Genomic DNA, 18381 nt, shown 5'->3' on the forward strand with positions numbered 1-18381 from the left:
CCGTCACCCGTCCACGGGTTCACGCTGCGCAGCCAGTCCCCGCTCGCACCAGTCGACGTTCGCCCGCAACCGGGAGTCGTCGGGGGTGGGCCGCGAGCGCACGACGTGCGGCGACCAGGCCCTCGTCGTACCGGCCGGTCCAGTAGCCGCTGACTGCGACCTCGTCCCACGCCCGCCACCGGTAGGCGGCGGAGTCGACGAAGAGAGCCTCACCGGCGGGGCGCGCGACGAGCTCGCGGGCGTCGTACGGGAGGCGCTGGGGGTACCGGCCTGACCGCTACTCCCCCGGGACGGCCTCGTCGTCGCGGTAGAACGGCGCGGTCGTCGACGGCGGCCGGCCGGTGAGCAGACTGGCCGGGACGATCGTGCGCGCCATCGCCGCGACGTCGCGGCAGCTCGCCCCGGAGAGCTTGGCGTACGACGGCCGGCCCGGTCCCGGCACCTCCCACACACCCACGCACTCGCGCCTGCCCTTCGCGTAGGTGCGCGTCGTGGGTCGCATCTCCCGCAGCGACACGGACCGCCCCGCGATCGTCCGCTCCGCCCGCCGGACGAGCTCGTCGCCGGAGGGCCGTGACGGGTCCGCCGTCAGGACGAGGGACGGCCCGCCGTCGATCGCGCAGTAGGTCGCCGTCGCGTCGGCGTACTGTGGCGCGGCGACCGGGACGAGCAGCTGGCAGGCGGGCGGAGGTCCGGTCGTGCGGTCGACCGCACGGGGGTCCTCCCCGATCAGCGCCACGACGCCGCCGGCCAGCTGGTCGAGCGTCCCGCAGGCGTCGCTGTCATCGAGCTCGAGGACCACGCCCCGCGACGTGCTCGTCGGCAGCAGGACCTCGCAGCCGCCCCCGCCAGGTGCCCTCTGCCAGCCGGCCGCACCGTCGAACGTGACCCGCTCGTAGCCCGCGCCCCGCAACGCGTCGGCCCGGAACGGCACGAGCACCGATGCCCTCACCGTTCCGATCCCGGCCGTGTCGGCGACGCAACCGGGGCCGGTGACCGCATCAGGATCGGCCTGGGGGTCGACCATGTCCAAGCCGGTCCGGGAGCCCGCCCCCTGGAGCAGCCGGCACACGTCGACGGCCGACCAACCGTCGTACTCGGTGGCCGGGTCGGGGTTGCGTACGTCGAGCGGGGTCGATGCCGACGGGTCGGGGTCGACAGGCCTGTCGTCGGGCGAGCAGGCGACCAACCCACCCGGCAGGACGAGCGCGACGACCGCGGCCGCCAGACGGAGCGGGGTGTGCATCGGCGGGGACTCCTCAGGAGAGCGGCTGGTCGGACGAGACCGCCGGGAAGCCGGCCCAGCTGTCCGAGCTCCACTCGTCCCAGATCGACTTCCCCCCGAAGGTGCCGCCGCCATCCTTGGCGGCGTCCGGCGTCGGGAGGCCCTCCGGCACCGTACCCGACTGCATGTTGTCCAGCGCGTCCATGAACGCCTGGTAATGATCGGTGTAGAGCACCTCGGTGAGCGTCGTGTAGATCTGGTCGGCCGTGGCGAGGAAGACCGTCTTGTCCTGCTTCTTGGGCTTGACCGAGATGTCGAACAGCGCCATCAGGTCCTCACCGACGGCCTTGTACTGCTCGAAGTCGGTGATGGCCGAGTCGACCTTCTCGACGATGTTGCCCACGACAGGGACCTTGCCCTCGACGATCGCCAGCACGTCGCCGCCGAGCCGGGTGATGTCGCCGACCCACTCGGGCGGCAGCTCGGGCTCGGAGAACGGCGGGCGGTGGAGGTCGCGCCATTCGTGCAGCTGATCCACCAGGGCCTGCTTCAGGCCGTGCACGAAGTCGGCCAGCGACTGCTGGGTGCCCTGGATCAGGGTCGCGACCGAGCAGAAGCCGTAGTTCATCCACCCGGTGAAGTTCGCCAGGATCATGACGACGTCGGAGAACTCGTTGTAGAACTCCTCGGCGTTGTTGCCGGCGTTGCTCTGCCAGTCCCTGACGATGACGCCCACCTTTCCCCAGTCCCCTCCGAATGCGCGCGTGTCACTGTCGGGGCCGGTGGTGAGCTCCTGGATGACGTGGGTGCCGATCTCGCGGATCGCGGCGGCGTACTCGCCGACGACCGGGCTGGTGATCCGGTCGCACACGCTCTTGCAGTAGCCCGCGATGCCGCTCGCCCAGGCCTGCCCCTCCTCGTAGGCCCAGTCGAGCTGCGTCTTCAGGTGCGAGATGTACTCGTTCTTGTACGCCGCGAAGTCCGTGCTTCCCACCGGGATCGGCAGGTCGATCTGCCACAGCCCGCTCGGCTGGAGGGCGTAGCCCTTGTCCGGACACGGCACGGCCGGGTACTCACGGTCGACGTAGATCGTCTCGAACCCGGCGTAGCCGTCGGTTCCCATGATGCCGCGCTGGATCTCGAGCATCTGCTGGAAGACGTCCCAGACGTTCTCGTTGCCGCGGACGTAGCCGAGCAGCGTCTCGATCTCGTCGAGGGTGGCCTCGAAGGTGGCTTTGTCGAAGGTCATGGGTCCTCACCAGGTCCGCTCTTGCTGGTTGTGCGTGGACTCGCTGTCCAGCTCGTTCTGCCGGCGGTTGTCGGCATCGCTCGACGGAGCACCGTCCGGGCCTCCCGTGGATGGGACCTGGACGTCGACGTCGGGTCCGCCCTGGCCCGGCGCGACGGGGCCGACGAAGGGGACGTGGTCGGTGGCGCCGGGCGCGCCGAGCCGGTCATCGAGCTGCGGGGGGACGTAGGCCTGGGCACCTTGGTCCATCTCCTTGACGAACGGTGCCATGGCGTCGTAGGAGCCCTGGTCGGTGACCTTGTAGTCCTGTCCGGTCAGCTCGAGCGATGCAGCGAAGTCGTTGGCCGACTGCACGCCCACCCGCAGCTCGGCGAAGATCGCCTCTCCCAGCTGAAGCAGGGTGCGCAGGATGGCGGGATCTCCGGTCTTCGCCGCCTGGACGTTGAGCGTGGCCAGCGCCTCCGACAGGTGGTTCGCAGCGCCCGAGAGCTTGCCGGCCGCCTCCGGGACCGCGTGCCGAGCCGCGTAGAAGATGCGCTCGATGTTGGTGTCGATCTGACGCAGCTCGTCCTTGCTGTAGTCCTCGTCACCCATGAGGCCACTCCTTCCGACGTCGCGTGGCCCCCGATGGACGCGGCGCGAACCTGGCGTGACCTACCCGGAGGCTCGCCGGGACAAACCGCAGGCACCTACGCCAGGTAGACCTTGCGCAGCCGGGTGCGGATGGTCCACTCGGTGCGCTCGCCCTCGTGCAGCCGGACGATCGCGCCCGGTGCGAGCTCGATCTCGCTGCCGTCCTCGAAACGCACCGCGCCCTCGCCCTCGAGGACGACGAACACCTCGTCGGCCTCGACGTCGCGGACCACGCCGGGCGTGATCTCCCAGATGCCGAGCGCCACGTCACGGAAGGTGCCGAGCTCGACAAGGCCCGTCGTCGGCGTACCCGCGACGATGTCGTCGGCCGGTTCGTGCGGGACCTCGAGCGCCGTCGCGTCGACGATCCGCGAGCTCGCGTGGTCAGCGGCGCTCACGAGTCGAACCCCAGCCCGAGCTTGTCGAGGGTGCGCAGCCAGGCGTTTCGGCGGCCGCCGCGGTGGTCGGCCCGGTCCAGCGCCCGACGGGTGGCCTGGATGCCGATCGAGGCGATCGGCTCCGGCGGGAAGGGCACCGGCATCCGGCGCACCATGTCGAGGCGGGTGCGTTCGGTGTCGAGGCCGGCGAGGCGGTCGAGCATCACCTCGGCCGCGAACCGGGACGCCCCCACCCCGAGGCCGGTGAAGCCGGCGGTGTGGGCGACGCGGCCGTTCATGGCCCGTCCGTGGAAGGCGCAGAACCGGGTCGAGGTGTCGATCGCGCCGGCCCACTGGTGGCTGAACCGCAGGCCCTCCAGCTGCGGGAAGGTGGTGAGGAAGTGCTCCGCCAGGCGACGGTAGGTCGTCGGACGGTGCTCGTAGGCCGGCGAGACCTTGCGGCCGTAGTGGTAGATCGCGTCGTACCCGCCCCACAGGATCCGGTTGTCCCGGCTGATCCGGTAGTAGTGGAACTGGTTGGCCAGGTCGCCCACCCCCTGGCGGCCCTCCCAGCCGATCGACGCGAGCTGGTCGGCGTTCAGCGGCTCGGTCATGAGGGCGTAGTCGTAGACCGGGACGGTGTGCATGCGGTAGCGCGCGAGCAGGCTCGGGAAGACGTTGGTGGCCAACGCGACGCGTCGGGCGCTGATGGTGCCGGCGGTGGTCGTCACCGTGACCGGACCGCGCTTGCCGGCGCCGGAGATCCCGGTGGCGCGGGTGCCCTCGAAGATCTCGACGCCGAGCTCAGCCGCGACCCGGGCGAGCTCGCGGGCGAGCTTGGCCGGGTGGACCATCGCGACGTCGGGGTCGAGGACGCCGGCGAGGTACGTCGGGCTGTCGAGCAGCGCGCGGACCTCGTCGGCCTCCAGCACGTCGGCGCCGCTCGCCCGCAGGTCGGCGACCTGGTGCGGCTCGATGGCCACGTCCAGCTCGCCGGTGCGCTCGTAGTCGCAGTCCATGGCGTACTGCTCGACGCTCGCCTCGATGGCGTCCAGGTTGGCGATCCCGAGCCGCTCCAGCTCGTCGTACTGCCCGGGCCAGCGGGACCGGCCGTTCTCCTCGCCGTGGGTGATGCTCGCCGCGCAGAACCCGCCGTTGCGACCCGATGCCGCCCAGCCGATCCGCTCGGCCTCGATCAGCACGACCCGGCGGCCGGGCTCGCGCTGCTGGGCCCGAACGGCTGTCCACAGGCCCGTGTAGCCGCCGCCCACGACCAGCAGGTCGGTCTCGATCGCCCTGCGCAGGGGCGGGCGGACGGGTACCTCGCCGAGGTCGTCGATCCAGAAGCAGGCGTCGCGGACGCCGACGAGGGCATGGTCGACGGCGGCCCGGTCGGTGGGCGTACGTGAGAAGACGGTCCCCGAAATGGTGGCAGTCACCCCGCCACCCTCGCGGACCGCACTCCCGACCGCCAGTGACGCACTGTCACGTGTTCGGTCGGCGACGTTACACATCGTCGCGCCCACCGACGGGATCCTCCACCCCGACGCTAGGCCGACGCCGTGCTCCGTCCTTCGGCTCCGCCCTCGTCCTCCCAGACGCTGGTGGCGAAGGGCGAGACGCCGCCGGAATGGAGGCGTGCCGTCGCGAGCAGGGCGGCTGCCGACCTGGTGTTCCGCTCGTCCGCAGCCTCGGCCATCAGGGTCCGCGCGATGTCGGGCTCCATGCTGCTGGGGATCACCAGCAACCGCAGGCGCTCACGCGAGGACATGACGACGATCATGAGGTGCGTGTCGTCGTTCGGGAAGGAACCCACCTTCACGGGTCCCCGTGCCGCCCTGATCGTGCGCGCCGACGGACCTCCCGCCGCCGCGTCCCAGTCCGGCCGCGAGAACAGCAGTCGCGCGGGGCGGCCGACGAGGCCGGGGAAGTGGTCGATGAGATCGGCGCACTCGACCTGCAGGTCGCGCGACTGCGGCCACCAGGCGCCGTCGAGCGGTCGTGACGGGAATCCGTTGTCGAGCCGGATCCGCAGGGGGACCCGGTCGGTCGATCGTGCGGATGACTGTTCAGATGACGTCGTCATGACGTCTCCCTCTGTGCTGCCCTGTCGGCCGGGTGGGCCAGTCCTCGCAGCCTGATTGACCTCAACGCTACCTCGGCCCCCAAGGGACGGATCGATCTCATCGGTCGCACCCCGGTCTCGACCCACCCGCCGTGCCGGTGCGCAGCCGCAGCGCCGTCCCGACCTGGCGCAGGTGCCGGAGCCCGGATCCATACGACGCCACCAGCGTGGCCTCGGCGTACGGGATGTCGCGCTCCTGGCAGTGCCGGCGCACGATCGGCTGCGCCAACCTGAGGTTGGGCCGCGGCATGCTCGGGAACAGGTGGTGCTCAATCTGCAGGTTGAGGCCGCCGAGGGCGAGGTCGAGGAAGGGCCCGCCCCGGATGTTGCGGGAGCACACCACCTGGCGGAGCAGGGGGTCCGCGCTCTGCACCGCGGTGGGCACGGGCATGCCCTTGTGCGACGGGGCGAAGGAGCACCCGAGGTAGACACCGAACAGGGCCTGGTGGACGACCACGAACACGAGGCCCTGCACCCAGGTGAGCGTGCTGATCACCAGGCCGAGGTAGAGCGCGACGTGACCGACCAGGAGAACCGCCTCGACCGACCGGTTCCGGAACCCGGTCCGCAGCAGCGCGCGCGCCCCCTCCACGCGCAGGTTGAACGCCTCGAGCGTGAGCAGGGGGAAGAACAAGACCGCCTGGTGCCGGGTCATCCACGCCGCGGCACCAGCGCGATCGCCGGCCTGCGCCGGGTCGAACACGAACGCGCCGGGCGCGACGTCCGGATCCGTCGCCGGGTCGTTGGGGTGGGCGTGGTGCGCGTCGTGCTTGGCGACCCACCACCCGTAGCTCAGGCCGTTGAGCATGTTGCCGAGCACCAGGCAGGCGACCATCGTGGCACGGCGGCCCCGGACGACCTGGCGGTGGGCGGCGTCGTGCGAGAGGAACGCGATCTGGGTCGACACGACCGCGAAGGCGGGGGCCAGCGCGACGGCCCACCACGAGTCCCGCAGCGCCACGAGGGCGAGGACGAGCGCGGCCAGGCACCCCACGTCGAGGGCACCGAGCCTCAGGTAGTAGTCGGGTCTAGGGTGGAGAAGGCCTCTACGCCTGATCTCACGCACCAGCTCGCCGTAGTCACTGCGCGGCGGTGGGTGCACCGAATCGGTGGTCGACATGACACTCCCGGCTGCTCGCAGGTGGCGCCGCCGGGGTCCGAGGTGGCTTTGCATTCGAGACTACTCCTGCGGCCCGAGGGGCGGAAGCGTGAGGACGACGACGCAGATCCTCGCCGCGATCGGCGCCGCCGACGGCACCGGCCGATCGCTCCCCGACCTGCTGTGCGTGGACTGCGCCCGGTCCCTGGACCTGGCCGGCGCCGGCATCACGCTCATGAACGACGACGGGTCCCAGGCGGTGGTCGGCACCTCGGGACCGCTGGCGTCGTGGCTCGAGGAGCTGCAGTTCGACCTCGGCGAGGGACCGAGCCTGGACGCGGCGCGCACCAACCGGACCGTCGACCACGACGACCTCGACAGCGCCGTCCGGGCGCGGTGGTCCGCGTTCTCGTCCTCAGCGCTGGCGGCAGGGATCCGAGCTGTGACCGCCCTGCCCCTCCAGGTGGGCGGGGTCAGGCTCGGCAGTCTGTGCCTCTACCGCTCGACCCCGGGGCGGCTGGACCCGGACCGGACAACGGCGGCTCGGGCATACGGCGCTGCCGCGGTGGTCGTCCTGCTCCGCCTGCAGGAACAGGTGTGGCCGCGGGGCACGCTGCCCCCCGAGCTCGGGGAGCCGGTGGCGTACCGGGCGGTGGTCCACCAGGCCACCGGCTTCCTCTCCGTGACGGCCTCGGTCGCCATCGCCGACGCCCTGCTCCTCATGCGCGCCCACGCCTTCGCTACCGAGCAGTCCCTGGTGCACGTCGCCCGCGAGGTCCTGGCGGGTCGGGTGCACATCCATCCCGAGGAGAACGAGGATGATTGAGTACAAGCACCGGCGTCCCGCGCCGGTCCCGACCAGCGAGGTGCGATCGCGATGACGAGCGAACAACGACTCACCCGGGTGTTCGTCGAGCTCGCTGACACCCTGGTCGACGAGTTCGACGCCCTGGACTTCCTCTCGACGCTCACCGAGCGGAGCGTCGAGCTCCTGGACGCCGATGCCGCGGGGGTGATCCTGATCGACACGCGCGGGGTCCTGCACGTCGTGGCGTCGACGAGCGACCAGGCGGAGCTCCTCGAGCTCCTCGAACTCCAGAACGACGAAGGCCCCTGCCTCGACTGCCTCGAGACCGGGCGGGCGATCGTCAACGTGGGGAGCCAGCGGGCACGCTCCCGGTGGCCGCGGTTCAGCACCGCGCTCGCGGAGGTCGGCTTCCAGTCCGCGCACGCCATCCCCCTGCGCCTGCGGGAGTCCGTCGTCGGCGCCATGAACCTGTTCTGCACCGCCGACTCCCGACTGAGCGACGACGACCTGGCGCTCGGCCAGGCCCTCGCCGACATCGCCACCATCGGCCTCCTCCAGGAGCGCGCAGTCCGCCAGTCCGGGCTGATCGCCGAACAGCTCCAGACCGCACTCGCGAACCGGGTACTGATCGAGCAGGCCAAGGGCGTCTTGATGGCGAGCGCCGACGTCGACGTCGACGTGGCCTTCCAGATGATGCGGGGATACAGCCGTCGCAACAACCTCCCAGTGAAGGACGTCGCGCGCCAGGTGGTCGACCGCTCGCTCACGGGCGATCAGCTCCCCCGTTCCTGAGACCAGGACCCAGCGCGCAGCCACGGGCACGCCGTCGTTCGTCCCACCCATTGACTCTGGCGCGCGGCAACACCGGCTGGTAGACAGGGCGCAAGACCCGCCCGGACCCTGCGAGTCACCTACGCAGCTCGCCCTGGGGGTCTCATGTCGTCCATCGTGCCGGTTCCGTCCATCGTCCGTCGGCGTCCGATGCGCATCACGATCATCGACCACCACACGCTCTTCGCCGACTCGCTCGCGCTGACCCTGGAGCGCGACGGGTTCATCGTCAGCTCGGTGGAACTCCGTGACCGCGACGCCTCCCCGGCGAGCGTGCTCGCCGCCGGGTTGCGGAGCGCCGGGCGGCTCGTGCTGCTCGAGCAGACTCTCGGGCGGGCCGGCAACGGCCTCCGCCTGATCGCACCGTTGACGGCCTCGGGAGCAGCCGTGGTGCTGCTCACCGAGTCCCGGGACCGCTTCCTGTGGGGCGAGGCCGTGCGGCAGGGAGCCCAGGACGTGCTGCACAAGACCTGCTCCCTGGCCCAGCTGATCACGACGGCGCGACGGGTTCGTGACGGGCTGCCCCTGATGGCGGCCGAGCAGCGGGCGACGCTGGTCGTCGCCGCACTCGCGGATCGGGAGGAGACGCGGTCGATCCGCGGGCGGCTGGATCGTCTGACCCCGGGCGAGAAGGAGGTCCTGGGCGCGTTGATGCGCGGCGACCAGGTCCGGGACATCGCCCGGGCCCGCGTGGTGGTCGAGGCGACCGTGCGCAGTCAGGTCAAGTCGATCCTCGCGAAGCTCGAGATGTCGTCGCAGCTCGCGGCCGTCGGCGCGGCCCACCGGGTGGCCTGGCAGCCTCCCCCGTCCTGATCCCCGGCCCGGCCCGGCCCGGTCCGGGACGGTCCGGGACGGCCTCGACGACGGCCGTCAGGGACCGATCGCCGCCCCGACGACGTCGCCACACTCGCGCGCCGCGTGCTCAGCGCCCGCACGGCTCTTGAACCAGTCTCCGGACACGGCGATCCGCTCGCCGGCCCGGTTCCAGGCGGTCCACCGCCAGGAGCCGCCGGGCCGTGGCTGCATGCGGTACTCCCGACCCGCGTGCTCGACGCGGAACCGGTGCGCGGCGTGGTCGGCGACGGCCAGGGTGTCGAAGGTCCTGCCGGACCAGGCGAGCACGAGCCCGTCGTCGTCGATGAGCCACCACGCCGGGCGCCCCGGAGGCACGGACTCGACCAGGAACCTCATCATTCGCCCACCCCCGGTGCCGGCCGGAACGACGGAGCGGTCGCGTCGTCTCCCCACCACGCCCCGCCGACGTCCTCCCAGCGATCGGCAGGGTCGACGTCGGCGGTCTCGGCGACGACGGCGAGAAGGTCCGTCGCGGCGTGGGCGTTGCCTGCGGTCGCGGCGGCAAGAAGGGCCTCGGCACCCTGGCCGGCGCTGAAGCCCGGTGGCACGACGAGCAGGCGAAGCGCGGTGCCGCCCGCGGTCGTCAGCTCGACCAGGTGACCATCGTCCGCGGGGAGCGGCTCCGCCGTGACCCAACCTCCGGCCACCGCCACGCGCCGGGGGACAGGGTCCCAGTCGGCCGTGGAGAATCGTGCCCTGACGATGCCGTCGCGCACGAGAGGCTGCTCGGCACGCAGCTGGCCGACGAGATCGGCCAGCTCGACGGCGAGGTTCCGGCTCCGGGGCCACCAGCCTCCGTCGAGTCGATTGACCCCCAGGGTGCGCGCCATGCTCAGCCGGACCGGCTCACCTCCCGGTGCCGGATCCACCGCTGGGATAGGACGGATCTCGGCACCGCCCGTCACGTCGGCCACGCACCGATCGTTCCGAGCTCACCGTCGGGGCCGCGTTCGGGCCAGGCGATGCGGATCCGCAGCACCTCGGAGGTCGTCAGGCGCAACAGCACCACGCCGCGGCCTCGCGCACCGGGCAGGAAGCCGACCTTGATCCTCCCGTGCCGCGTGAAGATCTCGCTCGCGACGACGTCCCAGTCGCCCGGTGCGTATACGAGCCGGTCGATGCGCCCCCGCGACGATGGGAACTGGTCGACCAGGTGGGCGCCCTCCCGGACCAGGTCACAGCTGTACGGCAACCAGATCCCGTCGACCAGGGCGACATGGGGGACGTCGGTCAGGTGCAGCCGGAGGGCGCCGAGGGCATCCGGGTAGCGATGCGGGTAGGCGAAGTCGCGGGCACCCATGGCGCCGCCTCTCGTTGCGCCTCCACGGCACCGGTTGTGCTGCGAAGGCGGTCTTCCTCCATCCTACGTCTCCCGCCACCGGCCCGGCCCGCTCCACGTCCGGTCCCTGCCGGGCCTCCGTCGCCCGTTGCGGCACAATCCATGAGCGTGCAGCTGCGCCACGTCACCGGCTCGATCGCGGACTTCCACGCCCGCGTGATCCCCGACGACCTCGCCGAGGCCGAGGTCTGGTCCTTCGAGCCCTCGGCCCCGGCCCTGGTGCTCGGCAGCGCCCAGGACCCCACCACCGCGGACGCTGCCGCGACGGCAGCCGCCGGCGTGGACGTCGTACGACGGCGCAGCGGCGGCGGCGCCGTCCACGTCGACCCCGCGCGCTCGGTGTGGGTCGATGTCGTGGTGCCCCGGCACGACGAGCGGTGGAGCGACGACGTGCGCGCGTCGACGTACTGGCTCGGGGAGGCGTGGCAGCGCGCCCTCGCGCGGCTGGGGATCGCCTCCGAGCTCTATCGCGGCGGGCTCGAGCAGACGCCGTGGGGACGGCTGGTCTGCTTCGCGGCGCTCGGCCCGGGCGAGGTGCTGGTCGGCGACCGCAAGCTGGTCGGCATCTCGCAGCGGCGCACCAAGGCGGGAGCGCGGTTCCAGTGCATCGCCTACGACCGGTGGGACCCGTACGACGTCCTCGACCTGCTCGACCTGACGGCCGCCGACCGGGCGGCTGCCGGGGCGGACCTGGTCGACCGGGCCACCGGTGTGGGCCCCCACCTCGCCGAGCTGCGCACCGCGATCCTCGAGGAGCTGGGCTCGCTCCCCTGACCTCCTCAACGTCGCAGACAACCCATGCACTGAGAACATAGGTCCATGGAGCTGGACACCATCCGCGCATTCCTGGCCGTGGCTGACGGCAGCACCGTGACCGAGACGGCCGAGCAGGTCCACCGCACCCAGCCCGCCGTGTCCCGCGCACTGGCGCGGCTCGAGCGCGAGGTGGGCACGCCGCTGTTCCAGCGGGTCGGGCGCGGACTGGTGCTGACGCCGGCCGGACGCGAGCTGGCCGTCCACGCCCGCGAGACCGTCGAGTCCTACGAGCGGGGGGTGCGCTCGGTGCGGGACATCACCGCGCCGGACGGCGGGTTCGTGCCGGTCGCCTTCCTGCACACCCTCGGCACCTGGCTGGTGCCCGGGCTGATCCGCGAGTTCCGCGCCAAGCGGCCCCAGGTGCGCTTCGACCTGCGCCAGCACGGCGACGAGGGCCTGATCGGCGACCTGCTCGGCGGCGCGGTCGACCTCGCGATCACCGGCGACCGGCCGCAGCTGGCCACCCTGGAGAGCCGGCGACTCTTCCTCGAGCCGCTGCGGCTCGTCGTACCGCCGGACCACCGCCTCGCGCACCGGCGCACCGCGCGCCTCGCGGACGTGGCCCACGAGCAGTTCATCGTGCTCAAGCCGGGATTCAGCCTGCGCGCGGTGACCGAGGAGCTCTGCGCCGAGGTCGGCTTCGCGCCGCGGATCGGGTTCGAGGGCGAGGAGGTCGAGACCCTGCGCGGCCTGGTGTCGGCCGGCCTCGGCGTCGCCCTGCTGCCCGAGCCGCGCGGCGGCGCGTCACCGGCCGCGCCCTCCCTGCGGGTCACGGACGTGCGCGCGTCCCGCGAGATCGGGCTGGCCTGGGTCCGCGACCGCAGCCTGCCGCCGGCGTCCGCGCACTTCCGTGAGCACGTGCTCAGGGCCAGTCGGAAGATCCATGTTTCGGATGCATAGATCAGCCGAGAACTAGGCATTGGACGCATTCCAGGCGAGGCCCGGAGGATGGTGACGGCCATCACCAGCGACCCGAGGACCTCCGTTGACCGACATCGATCCTGCCGAGACCCAGGAGTGGCGCGACGCGCTCGCGGCCGTCCTGGAGTTCGAGGGCGAGGCGCGCACCAAGTACCTTCTCGACCAGGTGCTCGAGGAGGCCCAGCGTCTCGGCTCCCCCGTGCCGTTCGTGGCGACCACGCCGTACGTCAACACGCTCGCGGTCGACGACGAGCCCGCCCACCCCGGTGACCGCGCGGTCGAGCACCGGATCCGCGCCGCGATCCGCTGGAACGCGCTCGCCATGGTGCTGCGCGCCAACAAGGACTCCACCGAGCTGGGCGGCCACCTCGCCAGCTTCCAGTCCGCCGCCACCTTGTACGACGTCGGCTTCCAGCACTTCTGGCACGCCCCGTCCGACAAGCACGGCGGCGACCTGGTCTACGTGCAGGGCCACCTCTCCCCCGGCATCTACGCCCGCGCCTTCGTCGAGGGCCGGCTCACCGAGGCCCAGCTCGACAGCTTCCGCCAGGAGACCGGCGGCCACGCGGGATCGGGCCTGTCGTCGTACCCGCACCCGTGGCTGATGCCGGACTTCTGGCAGTTCCCCACCGTCTCGATGGGCCTGGGCCCGCTGATGGCGATCTACCAGGCACGCTTCCTCAAGTACCTCCACGCCCGCGGCCTCGCCGACACCGCCGGCCGCAAGGTCTGGGCCTTCCTCGGCGACGGTGAGACCGACGAGCCCGAGTCGCTCGGCGCGATCTCGATGGCCGCGCGGGAGAAGCTCGACAACCTCGTCTTCGTCGTCAACTGCAACCTGCAGCGCCTCGACGGCCCGGTGCGCGGCAACGGCAAGATCATCCAGGAGCTCGAGGGCGTCTTCCGCGGCGCCGGCTGGAACGTCATCAAGGTGATCTGGGGCTCCGGCTGGGACGAGCTGCTCGCCAAGGACACCACCGGCGCCCTCAAGCGACGGATGACGGAATGCGTCGACGGCGAGTACCAGACCTTCAAGTCCAAGGACGGCGCCTACGTCCGCGAGCACTTCTTCGGCGTCGACCCCGAGCTCAAGCAGATGGTGGCCGGCTGGAGCGACGACGAGATCTGGCGGCTCACCCGAGGCGGGCACGACCCGCAGAAGGTGTACGCCGCCTACGCGGCGGCGAACGCCCACACCGGCACCCCCACGGTGATCCTGGCCAAGACCGTCAAGGGCTACGGCCTCGGCTCGGCCGGCGAGGGCATGAACATCAGCCACCAGGCCAAGAAGGTCGCCGAGCCCGCGCTGCGCGCCTTCCGCGACCGGTTCGCGATCCCGGTCGCCGACGAGCAGCTGCTCGACCTGCCCTACCTGTCCTTCCCGGAGGGCTCGGAGGAGCACACCTACCTGCACGCCCGGCGCAAGGAGCTGGGTGGCTACCTGCCCGAGCGCCGTCGTACGTCGAGCGCGCTGCAGGCCCCCGGCGTCGAGGCGTTCGGCCAGACCGCCGGCTCCAACGGCCGCGCGATCTCGACGACGATGGCGTTCGTCCAGATCCTGACGAAGCTGCTGCGCGACAAGGAGATCGGGAAGCGGGTCGTCCCGATCGTGCCCGACGAGGCGCGCACCTTCGGCATGGAGGGCCTGTTCCGGCAGGTCGGGATCTTCTCGCAGAGCGGCCAGCTCTACACGCCCGAGGACGCCGACCAGCTGATGTTCTACAAGGAGGACGCGAGCGGCCAGATCCTCCAGGAGGGCATCAACGAGGCCGGCGCGATGTCGTCGTGGATCGCCGCCGCGACGTCGTACTCCAGCAACGACACCCCGATGATCCCGTTCTACATCTACTACTCGATGTTCGGGTTCCAGCGCATCGGCGACCTGGCCTGGGCCGCCGGCGACATGCGCGCCCGCGGCTTCCTGCTCGGCGGCACCGCCGGTCGGACCACGCTCAACGGCGAGGGCCTGCAGCACGAGGACGGCCACAGCCACCTGCAGGCCGCGATGATCCCCAACTGCGTCGCGTACGACCCGACGTATGCCTACGAGCTGGCGGTCATCGTCGCCGACGGCCTGCGCCGGATGTACGCCGAGCAGGAGGACGTCTTCTACTACCTGACCCTGATGAACGAGAACTACGAGCACCCGCCGATGCCCGAGGGCGTCACCGACGGGATCCTCAAGGGGATGTACCTGCTGCAGCCCGGCAAGGGCCGCGGCGCAGCGAAGGTCGACCTGCTCGGCTCCGGCACCATCCTGCGCGAGGCGCTGGCCGCGGCCGACCTGCTCGCCAAGGACTTCAAGGTCAAGGCGGACGTGTGGAGCGTGCCGAGCTTCACCGAGCTGCGCCGCGACGGCCTGGCGGTGGAGCGGTGGAACACCCTGCACCCGCTGGAGGAGCCGCGCACGTCGTACGTCGAGCAGTGCCTCGGCTCGGCGTCCGGGACCGTGGTGGCGGCGACCGACTACATGAAGGCCTACGCCGACCAGATCCGCGCCTTCGTGCCCGGCGGCTACACCGCGCTCGGCACCGACGGCTTCGGCCGCTCCGACTACCGCCGCAACCTGCGCCGGCACTTCGAGGTGGACCGGCACTTCATCGCCGTCACCGCCCTGCGCCGCCTCGCCGACAAGGGCGTCGTCACCCCCGACGTCGTCGCCGAGGCGATCGAGAAGTACGGCATCGACCCCGACCGGGCCGACCCGGCCCACGCGTGAGGACAACAACAGTGGACAACGGCATCGACATCCGCGTTCCCGACATCGGCGACTTCTCCGACGTACCCGTCATCGAGGTGCTCGTCGCCCCCGGCAGCGTCGTGCGCGCCGAGGACCCGCTCATCACCCTGGAGACCGACAAGGCCACCATGGAGGTGCCCTCCCCGGTCGACGGCACCATCGTGTCGGTCTCGGTGAAGGTGGGTGACACCGTCAGCCACGGCACGGTGATCGCGGTCGCGGAGACCGCCTCGGTGGTCGAGGAGGTTGCGCAGCAACCGTCTGGAGACCCCGAGCCCGCTCCGGTCGTGTCCGAGCCGGCGACCCCGGCCGTCGTACCGGAGCCGGCGACGGCCGGCTCCCCCGACGGCGGCCTGCGGGCCACGCCCCTGGTACGACGCCTCGCCCGCGAGCTCGACGTCGACCTCGCCGCCGTGACCGGCAGCGGCCCGAAGGGCCGGGTCACCAAGCAGGACCTGCTCACCCACTACGACCGCAGTGTGGCGCCGGTCGACGGCGGTTCCCCCGCAGGCACGGGGATCCCGCCCGTCCCCGAGGTCGACTTCGCGAAGTTCGGGCCCGTGCGCCGCGTCCCCCTGTCGCGGATCAAGAAGATCTCCGGCCCGCACCTGCAGCGATCGTGGCTCAACGTCCCGCACGTCACCCACTGCGACGAGGCCGACATCACCGACCTCGACGCCTACCGCCGCGAGCTCGACGCGGACGCGAAGGCCGACGGCTACCGGGTCACCCTGCTCAGCTTCCTGCTGAAGGCCGCGGCCGCGACTCTGCGGACCTACCCCGAGGTCAACAGCTCGCTGTCGGGCGAGGAGCTCGTGCTCAAGGACTACGTCCACGTCGGCGTCGCCGTCGACACCCCCGACGGCCTGGTGGTCCCGGTCGTGCGCGACGTCGACCGCAAGGGCATCCTCGAGATCAGCCGCGAGCTCGCCGACCTCTCGGCCCGGGCCCGTGACGGCAGGCTGACCGCGAGCGACATGCAGGGCGCGACCTTCACCATCAGCAGCCTCGGCGGCATCGGCGGCACGGCGTTCACCCCGATCGTCAACGCGCCCGAGGTGGCGATCCTCGGCGTCGTGCGCTCGAAGACGGCACCGGTCTGGGACGGCGAGACCTTCGTCCCCCGGCTGATGCTGCCGCTGTGCCTGTCCTACGACCACCGGGTGATCGACGGTGCGCTCGCTGCCCGGTTCACCGCGCACCTCGCCCACCTGGCCGCCGACGTACGCCGCCTGTCGCTGTAGCCGAGACGGCCGTCGACCGTGGTGCGCGACGCCGGCCGTCTCAGCGGGTCACGGAGGACGACGCCGCCGCCAGGGCCGACACGATGCGCTCGGCCACCTCGTCGACCGAGCCGAGACCGTCGACGGTCGCGAGCAGCCCGCGCCCGGCGTACTCCGCGGCGAGCGGCGCGGTCTCGGCGGCGTACACCTCCAGCCGGCGGCGGATCACCGCCTCGGTGTCGTCGGCCCGGCCCTGGTCCCGGGCCCGCAGCAGGAGCCGGCGGACCAGCTCGTCGGGGTCGGCGTCGAGGAGGACCACGGCACCCAGCACGGCGCCGTCGCGCTCCAGGATCGCGTCGAGCTCGGCGACCTGCTGCAGGGTGCGCGGATATCCGTCGAGGAGGAACCCGTCCGCACAGTCGGGCTCCGAGAGCCGCTGGCCGAGCATCGCGTTGGTGACCTCGTCGGGCACGTACTCGCCCGCCTCCAGGTACCGCTGGGCGGTGCGCCCCAGCTCGGTCCGCCGCGCGACGTTGGCGCGGAAGATGTCGCCGGTCGAGATCGCCGGCACGCCGAAGCGCTCGGCCATCGCGACGGCCTGGGTGCCCTTGCCGGCACCGGGCGGGCCCAGGAGGAGGAGGCGCATGTGCGGGGACCCTTTCGTCGTCGGTGCGAGCCCCGTCCCAGTCCCGGGCTCGCCGTCGCGGACGGTAGCGGGCCGCCCGCTGCAGCCACGTTGCACGCGGGCGCACCTCGCCGTGGGGCTCGGCGCCGGTCGCGCGACAGCGGGCGGACGCAACCTTGTTGCAACGTGACAGGTGTCACACTGCGAGGATGGACACCGGCATGCGCGCAGAGGTCGCTGCCTCCTGGCACCGGTCAGCCGCAGCAGGCGTACCCGCCGACGAGCTGACCGCGCCGATCACGCTCGAGGACAACGACCTGCGCTCGGCCCGGGCCCAGCACCCGCTGGCCCCGGTCTTCCCGCTGCTCGACGACGTGCTCGGCCAGGCCGCGCGGGACTGCAACGCGACGATGGCCGTGGCCGACGAGGTCGGTCAGCTGCTCTGGGTCTGCGGCTCCGGCGCCGCCCTTCGCCGGGCCGAGTCGATCGGGTTCGTCGAGGGCAGCAACTGGGACGAACGCCTGGCGGGGACCAACGCTCCCGGCCTGGCCCTGCGCCTCGACCAGCCGAGCAGCGTGGTCCGCGGCGAGCACTTCCGCCATGCGGTGCGCGGGTGGAGCTGTGCGGCGGCCCCGATCCACGACCCGGGGAGCTCGCGCCTCCTCGGCGTCCTCGACGTCACCGGTGGCGACGAGATCGTCGTCCCCCAGACCATGGCCCTGGTCCGTGCGACGGTCCGCCTCGCCGAGGCCGAACTCGCCCGGGACCGCCTGGTGGCGCGCGAGCCGACCGAGCGCTCCGGCCGCCCGACGGTCCGGGTCGAGGCCCTCGGCCGCAACGACGCGCTGCTGAGCGTGGACGACGATCGCGGCCACACCGGACGGATGCGGCTGTCCCCTCGTCACAGTGAGCTGGTCCTGCTGCTCGCCAGTGCCCCCCGCGGCCTGTCCGGCGACGAGCTGAGCGTGCTCGTCTACGAGGACGAGGGCGGGTCGTCGACCCTCCGCGCGGAGCTGAACCGGCTGCGGCACCTCCTCGGGGAGACCTTCTTCGGCTCCCGTCCCTACCGCCTGCTCTCCGACGTCAGTGGGGACTGGCTCGCCGTCGAGGCGATGCTCGCCTCCGGCGACATCGCCGGCGCCCTGCGCGCGTTCCGCGGTCCGCTCCTGCCCCGCTCCACCGCACCGGGCGTCGTCCGCCTGCGTGAGGCTCTCACGGCGCAGCTGCGCGCCGCCGTGCTGCACGCGGGCCAGCCCGACCTGATGTCGTCGTGGACCCGCTCGGCCTGGGGGGCCGACGACTACGAGATGTGGACCCGCCAGCGCGACCTGCTCCCGCCCGGGTCGCCGCTGTGGGCGCTCGCCAGCGGTCAGCTCGCCCGGCTCGACAGCGAGTTCGCCGGCTGAGCCGTGCTCCCGCCCGCCCCGCGGACACCGCGCGGAAACGGCAACGTTGCTGCAACGTCGCGGCTCCTACCGTGCTGTGAACGACGTCACAGAGGACGTCGAGTCCTCA

General features: G+C 72.0%; 19 protein-coding genes. 8 read left to right on the forward strand and 11 right to left on the reverse strand.

Annotated elements, in window-relative coordinates:
- Positions 1 to 277: 277 nt before the first annotated feature.
- The 7 genes from KU893_RS05020 to KU893_RS05050 all read right to left on the reverse strand — a co-directional run bounded on the left by KU893_RS05020 (position 278) and on the right by KU893_RS05050 (position 6729).
- Complete coding sequence (locus KU893_RS05020; RefSeq protein WP_218233249.1) at positions 278 to 1246, reverse strand: hypothetical protein; 969 nt, start codon at positions 1244 to 1246, stop codon at positions 278 to 280.
- A 13-nt stretch (positions 1247 to 1259) separates the two neighbouring features.
- The gene (locus KU893_RS05025; protein ID WP_218233250.1) at positions 1260 to 2474 is read right to left on the reverse strand and encodes a hypothetical protein; all 1215 of its coding nucleotides are present in this window, start codon (positions 2472 to 2474) and stop codon (positions 1260 to 1262) included.
- A gap of 6 nt (positions 2475 to 2480) precedes the next feature.
- Positions 2481 to 3068, reverse strand: a complete 588-nt coding sequence (locus tag KU893_RS05030) for a hypothetical protein (RefSeq protein ID WP_218233251.1) — start codon at positions 3066 to 3068, stop codon at positions 2481 to 2483.
- A 95-nt stretch (positions 3069 to 3163) separates the two neighbouring features.
- Positions 3164 to 3505 carry a cupin domain-containing protein gene (locus KU893_RS05035; RefSeq protein ID WP_218233252.1) on the reverse strand — a complete coding sequence of 114 codons (342 nt, stop codon included), beginning with the start codon at positions 3503 to 3505 and terminating at the stop codon, positions 3164 to 3166.
- Positions 3502 to 4923, reverse strand: a complete 1422-nt coding sequence (locus tag KU893_RS05040; protein ID WP_257440866.1) for an NAD(P)/FAD-dependent oxidoreductase — start codon at positions 4921 to 4923, stop codon at positions 3502 to 3504. The genes KU893_RS05035 and KU893_RS05040 overlap by 4 nt, the downstream gene beginning before the upstream one ends.
- Positions 4924 to 5033: 110 nt before the next feature.
- On the reverse strand, positions 5034 to 5570 hold the full coding sequence (locus tag KU893_RS05045) for a DUF5994 family protein (protein ID WP_218233253.1): 537 nt from the start codon (positions 5568 to 5570) through the stop codon (positions 5034 to 5036).
- Between the two features lie 97 nt (positions 5571 to 5667).
- The gene (locus KU893_RS05050) at positions 5668 to 6729 is read right to left on the reverse strand and encodes a fatty acid desaturase family protein (protein WP_218233254.1); all 1062 of its coding nucleotides are present in this window, start codon (positions 6727 to 6729) and stop codon (positions 5668 to 5670) included.
- Positions 6730 to 6817: 88 nt separating this feature from the next.
- On the opposite strand from KU893_RS05050, the gene KU893_RS05055 reads away from it, so the two are divergent.
- The 3 genes from KU893_RS05055 to KU893_RS05065 all read left to right on the forward strand — a co-directional run bounded on the left by KU893_RS05055 (position 6818) and on the right by KU893_RS05065 (position 9160).
- Positions 6818 to 7534 carry a GAF and ANTAR domain-containing protein gene (locus KU893_RS05055; protein ID WP_218233255.1) on the forward strand — a complete coding sequence of 239 codons (717 nt, stop codon included), beginning with the start codon at positions 6818 to 6820 and terminating at the stop codon, positions 7532 to 7534.
- 51 nt (positions 7535 to 7585) lie between these two features.
- A complete protein-coding gene (locus KU893_RS05060) occupies positions 7586 to 8308 on the forward strand; it encodes a GAF and ANTAR domain-containing protein (RefSeq protein WP_218233256.1) in 723 nt (240 codons plus the stop codon).
- Positions 8309 to 8497: 189 nt separating this feature from the next.
- Positions 8498 to 9160 carry a LuxR C-terminal-related transcriptional regulator gene (locus tag KU893_RS05065; protein ID WP_218233257.1) on the forward strand — a complete coding sequence of 221 codons (663 nt, stop codon included), beginning with the start codon at positions 8498 to 8500 and terminating at the stop codon, positions 9158 to 9160.
- A 57-nt stretch (positions 9161 to 9217) separates the two neighbouring features.
- Here KU893_RS05065 and KU893_RS05070 read toward each other — a convergent pair whose 3' ends face one another.
- The 3 genes from KU893_RS05070 to KU893_RS05080 are packed head-to-tail and all read right to left on the reverse strand — an operon-like array spanning position 9218 to position 10502.
- The gene (locus tag KU893_RS05070) at positions 9218 to 9541 is read right to left on the reverse strand and encodes a hypothetical protein (protein WP_218233258.1); all 324 of its coding nucleotides are present in this window, start codon (positions 9539 to 9541) and stop codon (positions 9218 to 9220) included.
- Positions 9538 to 10116: a DUF5994 family protein gene (locus tag KU893_RS05075; RefSeq protein ID WP_218233259.1), complete on the reverse strand. Its 579-nt coding sequence runs from the start codon at positions 10114 to 10116 to the stop codon at positions 9538 to 9540. Before KU893_RS05075 ends, KU893_RS05070 begins: the two co-directional genes overlap by 4 nt.
- A complete protein-coding gene (locus KU893_RS05080) occupies positions 10104 to 10502 on the reverse strand; it encodes a DUF5994 family protein (RefSeq protein ID WP_218233260.1) in 399 nt (132 codons plus the stop codon). Before KU893_RS05080 ends, KU893_RS05075 begins: the two co-directional genes overlap by 13 nt.
- A 141-nt stretch (positions 10503 to 10643) precedes the next feature.
- On the opposite strand from KU893_RS05080, the gene KU893_RS05085 reads away from it, so the two are divergent.
- The 4 genes from KU893_RS05085 (at position 10644) to KU893_RS23485 (ending at position 16262) form a co-directional block, all read left to right on the forward strand.
- The gene (locus KU893_RS05085) at positions 10644 to 11315 is read left to right on the forward strand and encodes a lipoyl protein ligase domain-containing protein (protein WP_218233261.1); all 672 of its coding nucleotides are present in this window, start codon (positions 10644 to 10646) and stop codon (positions 11313 to 11315) included.
- A gap of 45 nt (positions 11316 to 11360) precedes the next feature.
- Positions 11361 to 12257 carry a LysR family transcriptional regulator gene (locus KU893_RS05090; RefSeq protein WP_218233262.1) on the forward strand — a complete coding sequence of 299 codons (897 nt, stop codon included), beginning with the start codon at positions 11361 to 11363 and terminating at the stop codon, positions 12255 to 12257.
- Positions 12258 to 12342: 85 nt separating this feature from the next.
- Positions 12343 to 14997 carry a pyruvate dehydrogenase (acetyl-transferring), homodimeric type gene (gene aceE / locus KU893_RS05095; protein ID WP_218233263.1) on the forward strand — a complete coding sequence of 885 codons (2655 nt, stop codon included), beginning with the start codon at positions 12343 to 12345 and terminating at the stop codon, positions 14995 to 14997.
- An 11-nt stretch (positions 14998 to 15008) separates the two neighbouring features.
- Positions 15009 to 16262 (forward strand): 2-oxo acid dehydrogenase subunit E2, encoded by a 1254-nt coding sequence (locus KU893_RS23485; RefSeq protein WP_218233264.1) that lies wholly within the window; start codon positions 15009 to 15011, stop codon positions 16260 to 16262.
- Positions 16263 to 16302: 40 nt separating this feature from the next.
- Here the strand turns inward: KU893_RS23485 and KU893_RS05105 are convergent, their stop codons facing one another.
- Positions 16303 to 16887, reverse strand: a complete 585-nt coding sequence (locus tag KU893_RS05105; protein ID WP_218233265.1) for an adenylate kinase — start codon at positions 16885 to 16887, stop codon at positions 16303 to 16305.
- Positions 16888 to 17087: 200 nt separating this feature from the next.
- On the opposite strand from KU893_RS05105, the gene KU893_RS05110 reads away from it, so the two are divergent.
- Positions 17088 to 18272, forward strand: coding sequence for a GAF domain-containing protein (locus KU893_RS05110; protein WP_246591938.1), 1185 nt, complete (start codon positions 17088 to 17090; stop codon positions 18270 to 18272).
- The last annotated feature ends 109 nt before the right edge of the window (positions 18273 to 18381 follow it).

The organism is Nocardioides daeguensis, from assembly GCF_019192965.1.
Taxonomy (GTDB): domain Bacteria; phylum Actinomycetota; class Actinomycetes; order Propionibacteriales; family Nocardioidaceae; genus Nocardioides; species Nocardioides daeguensis.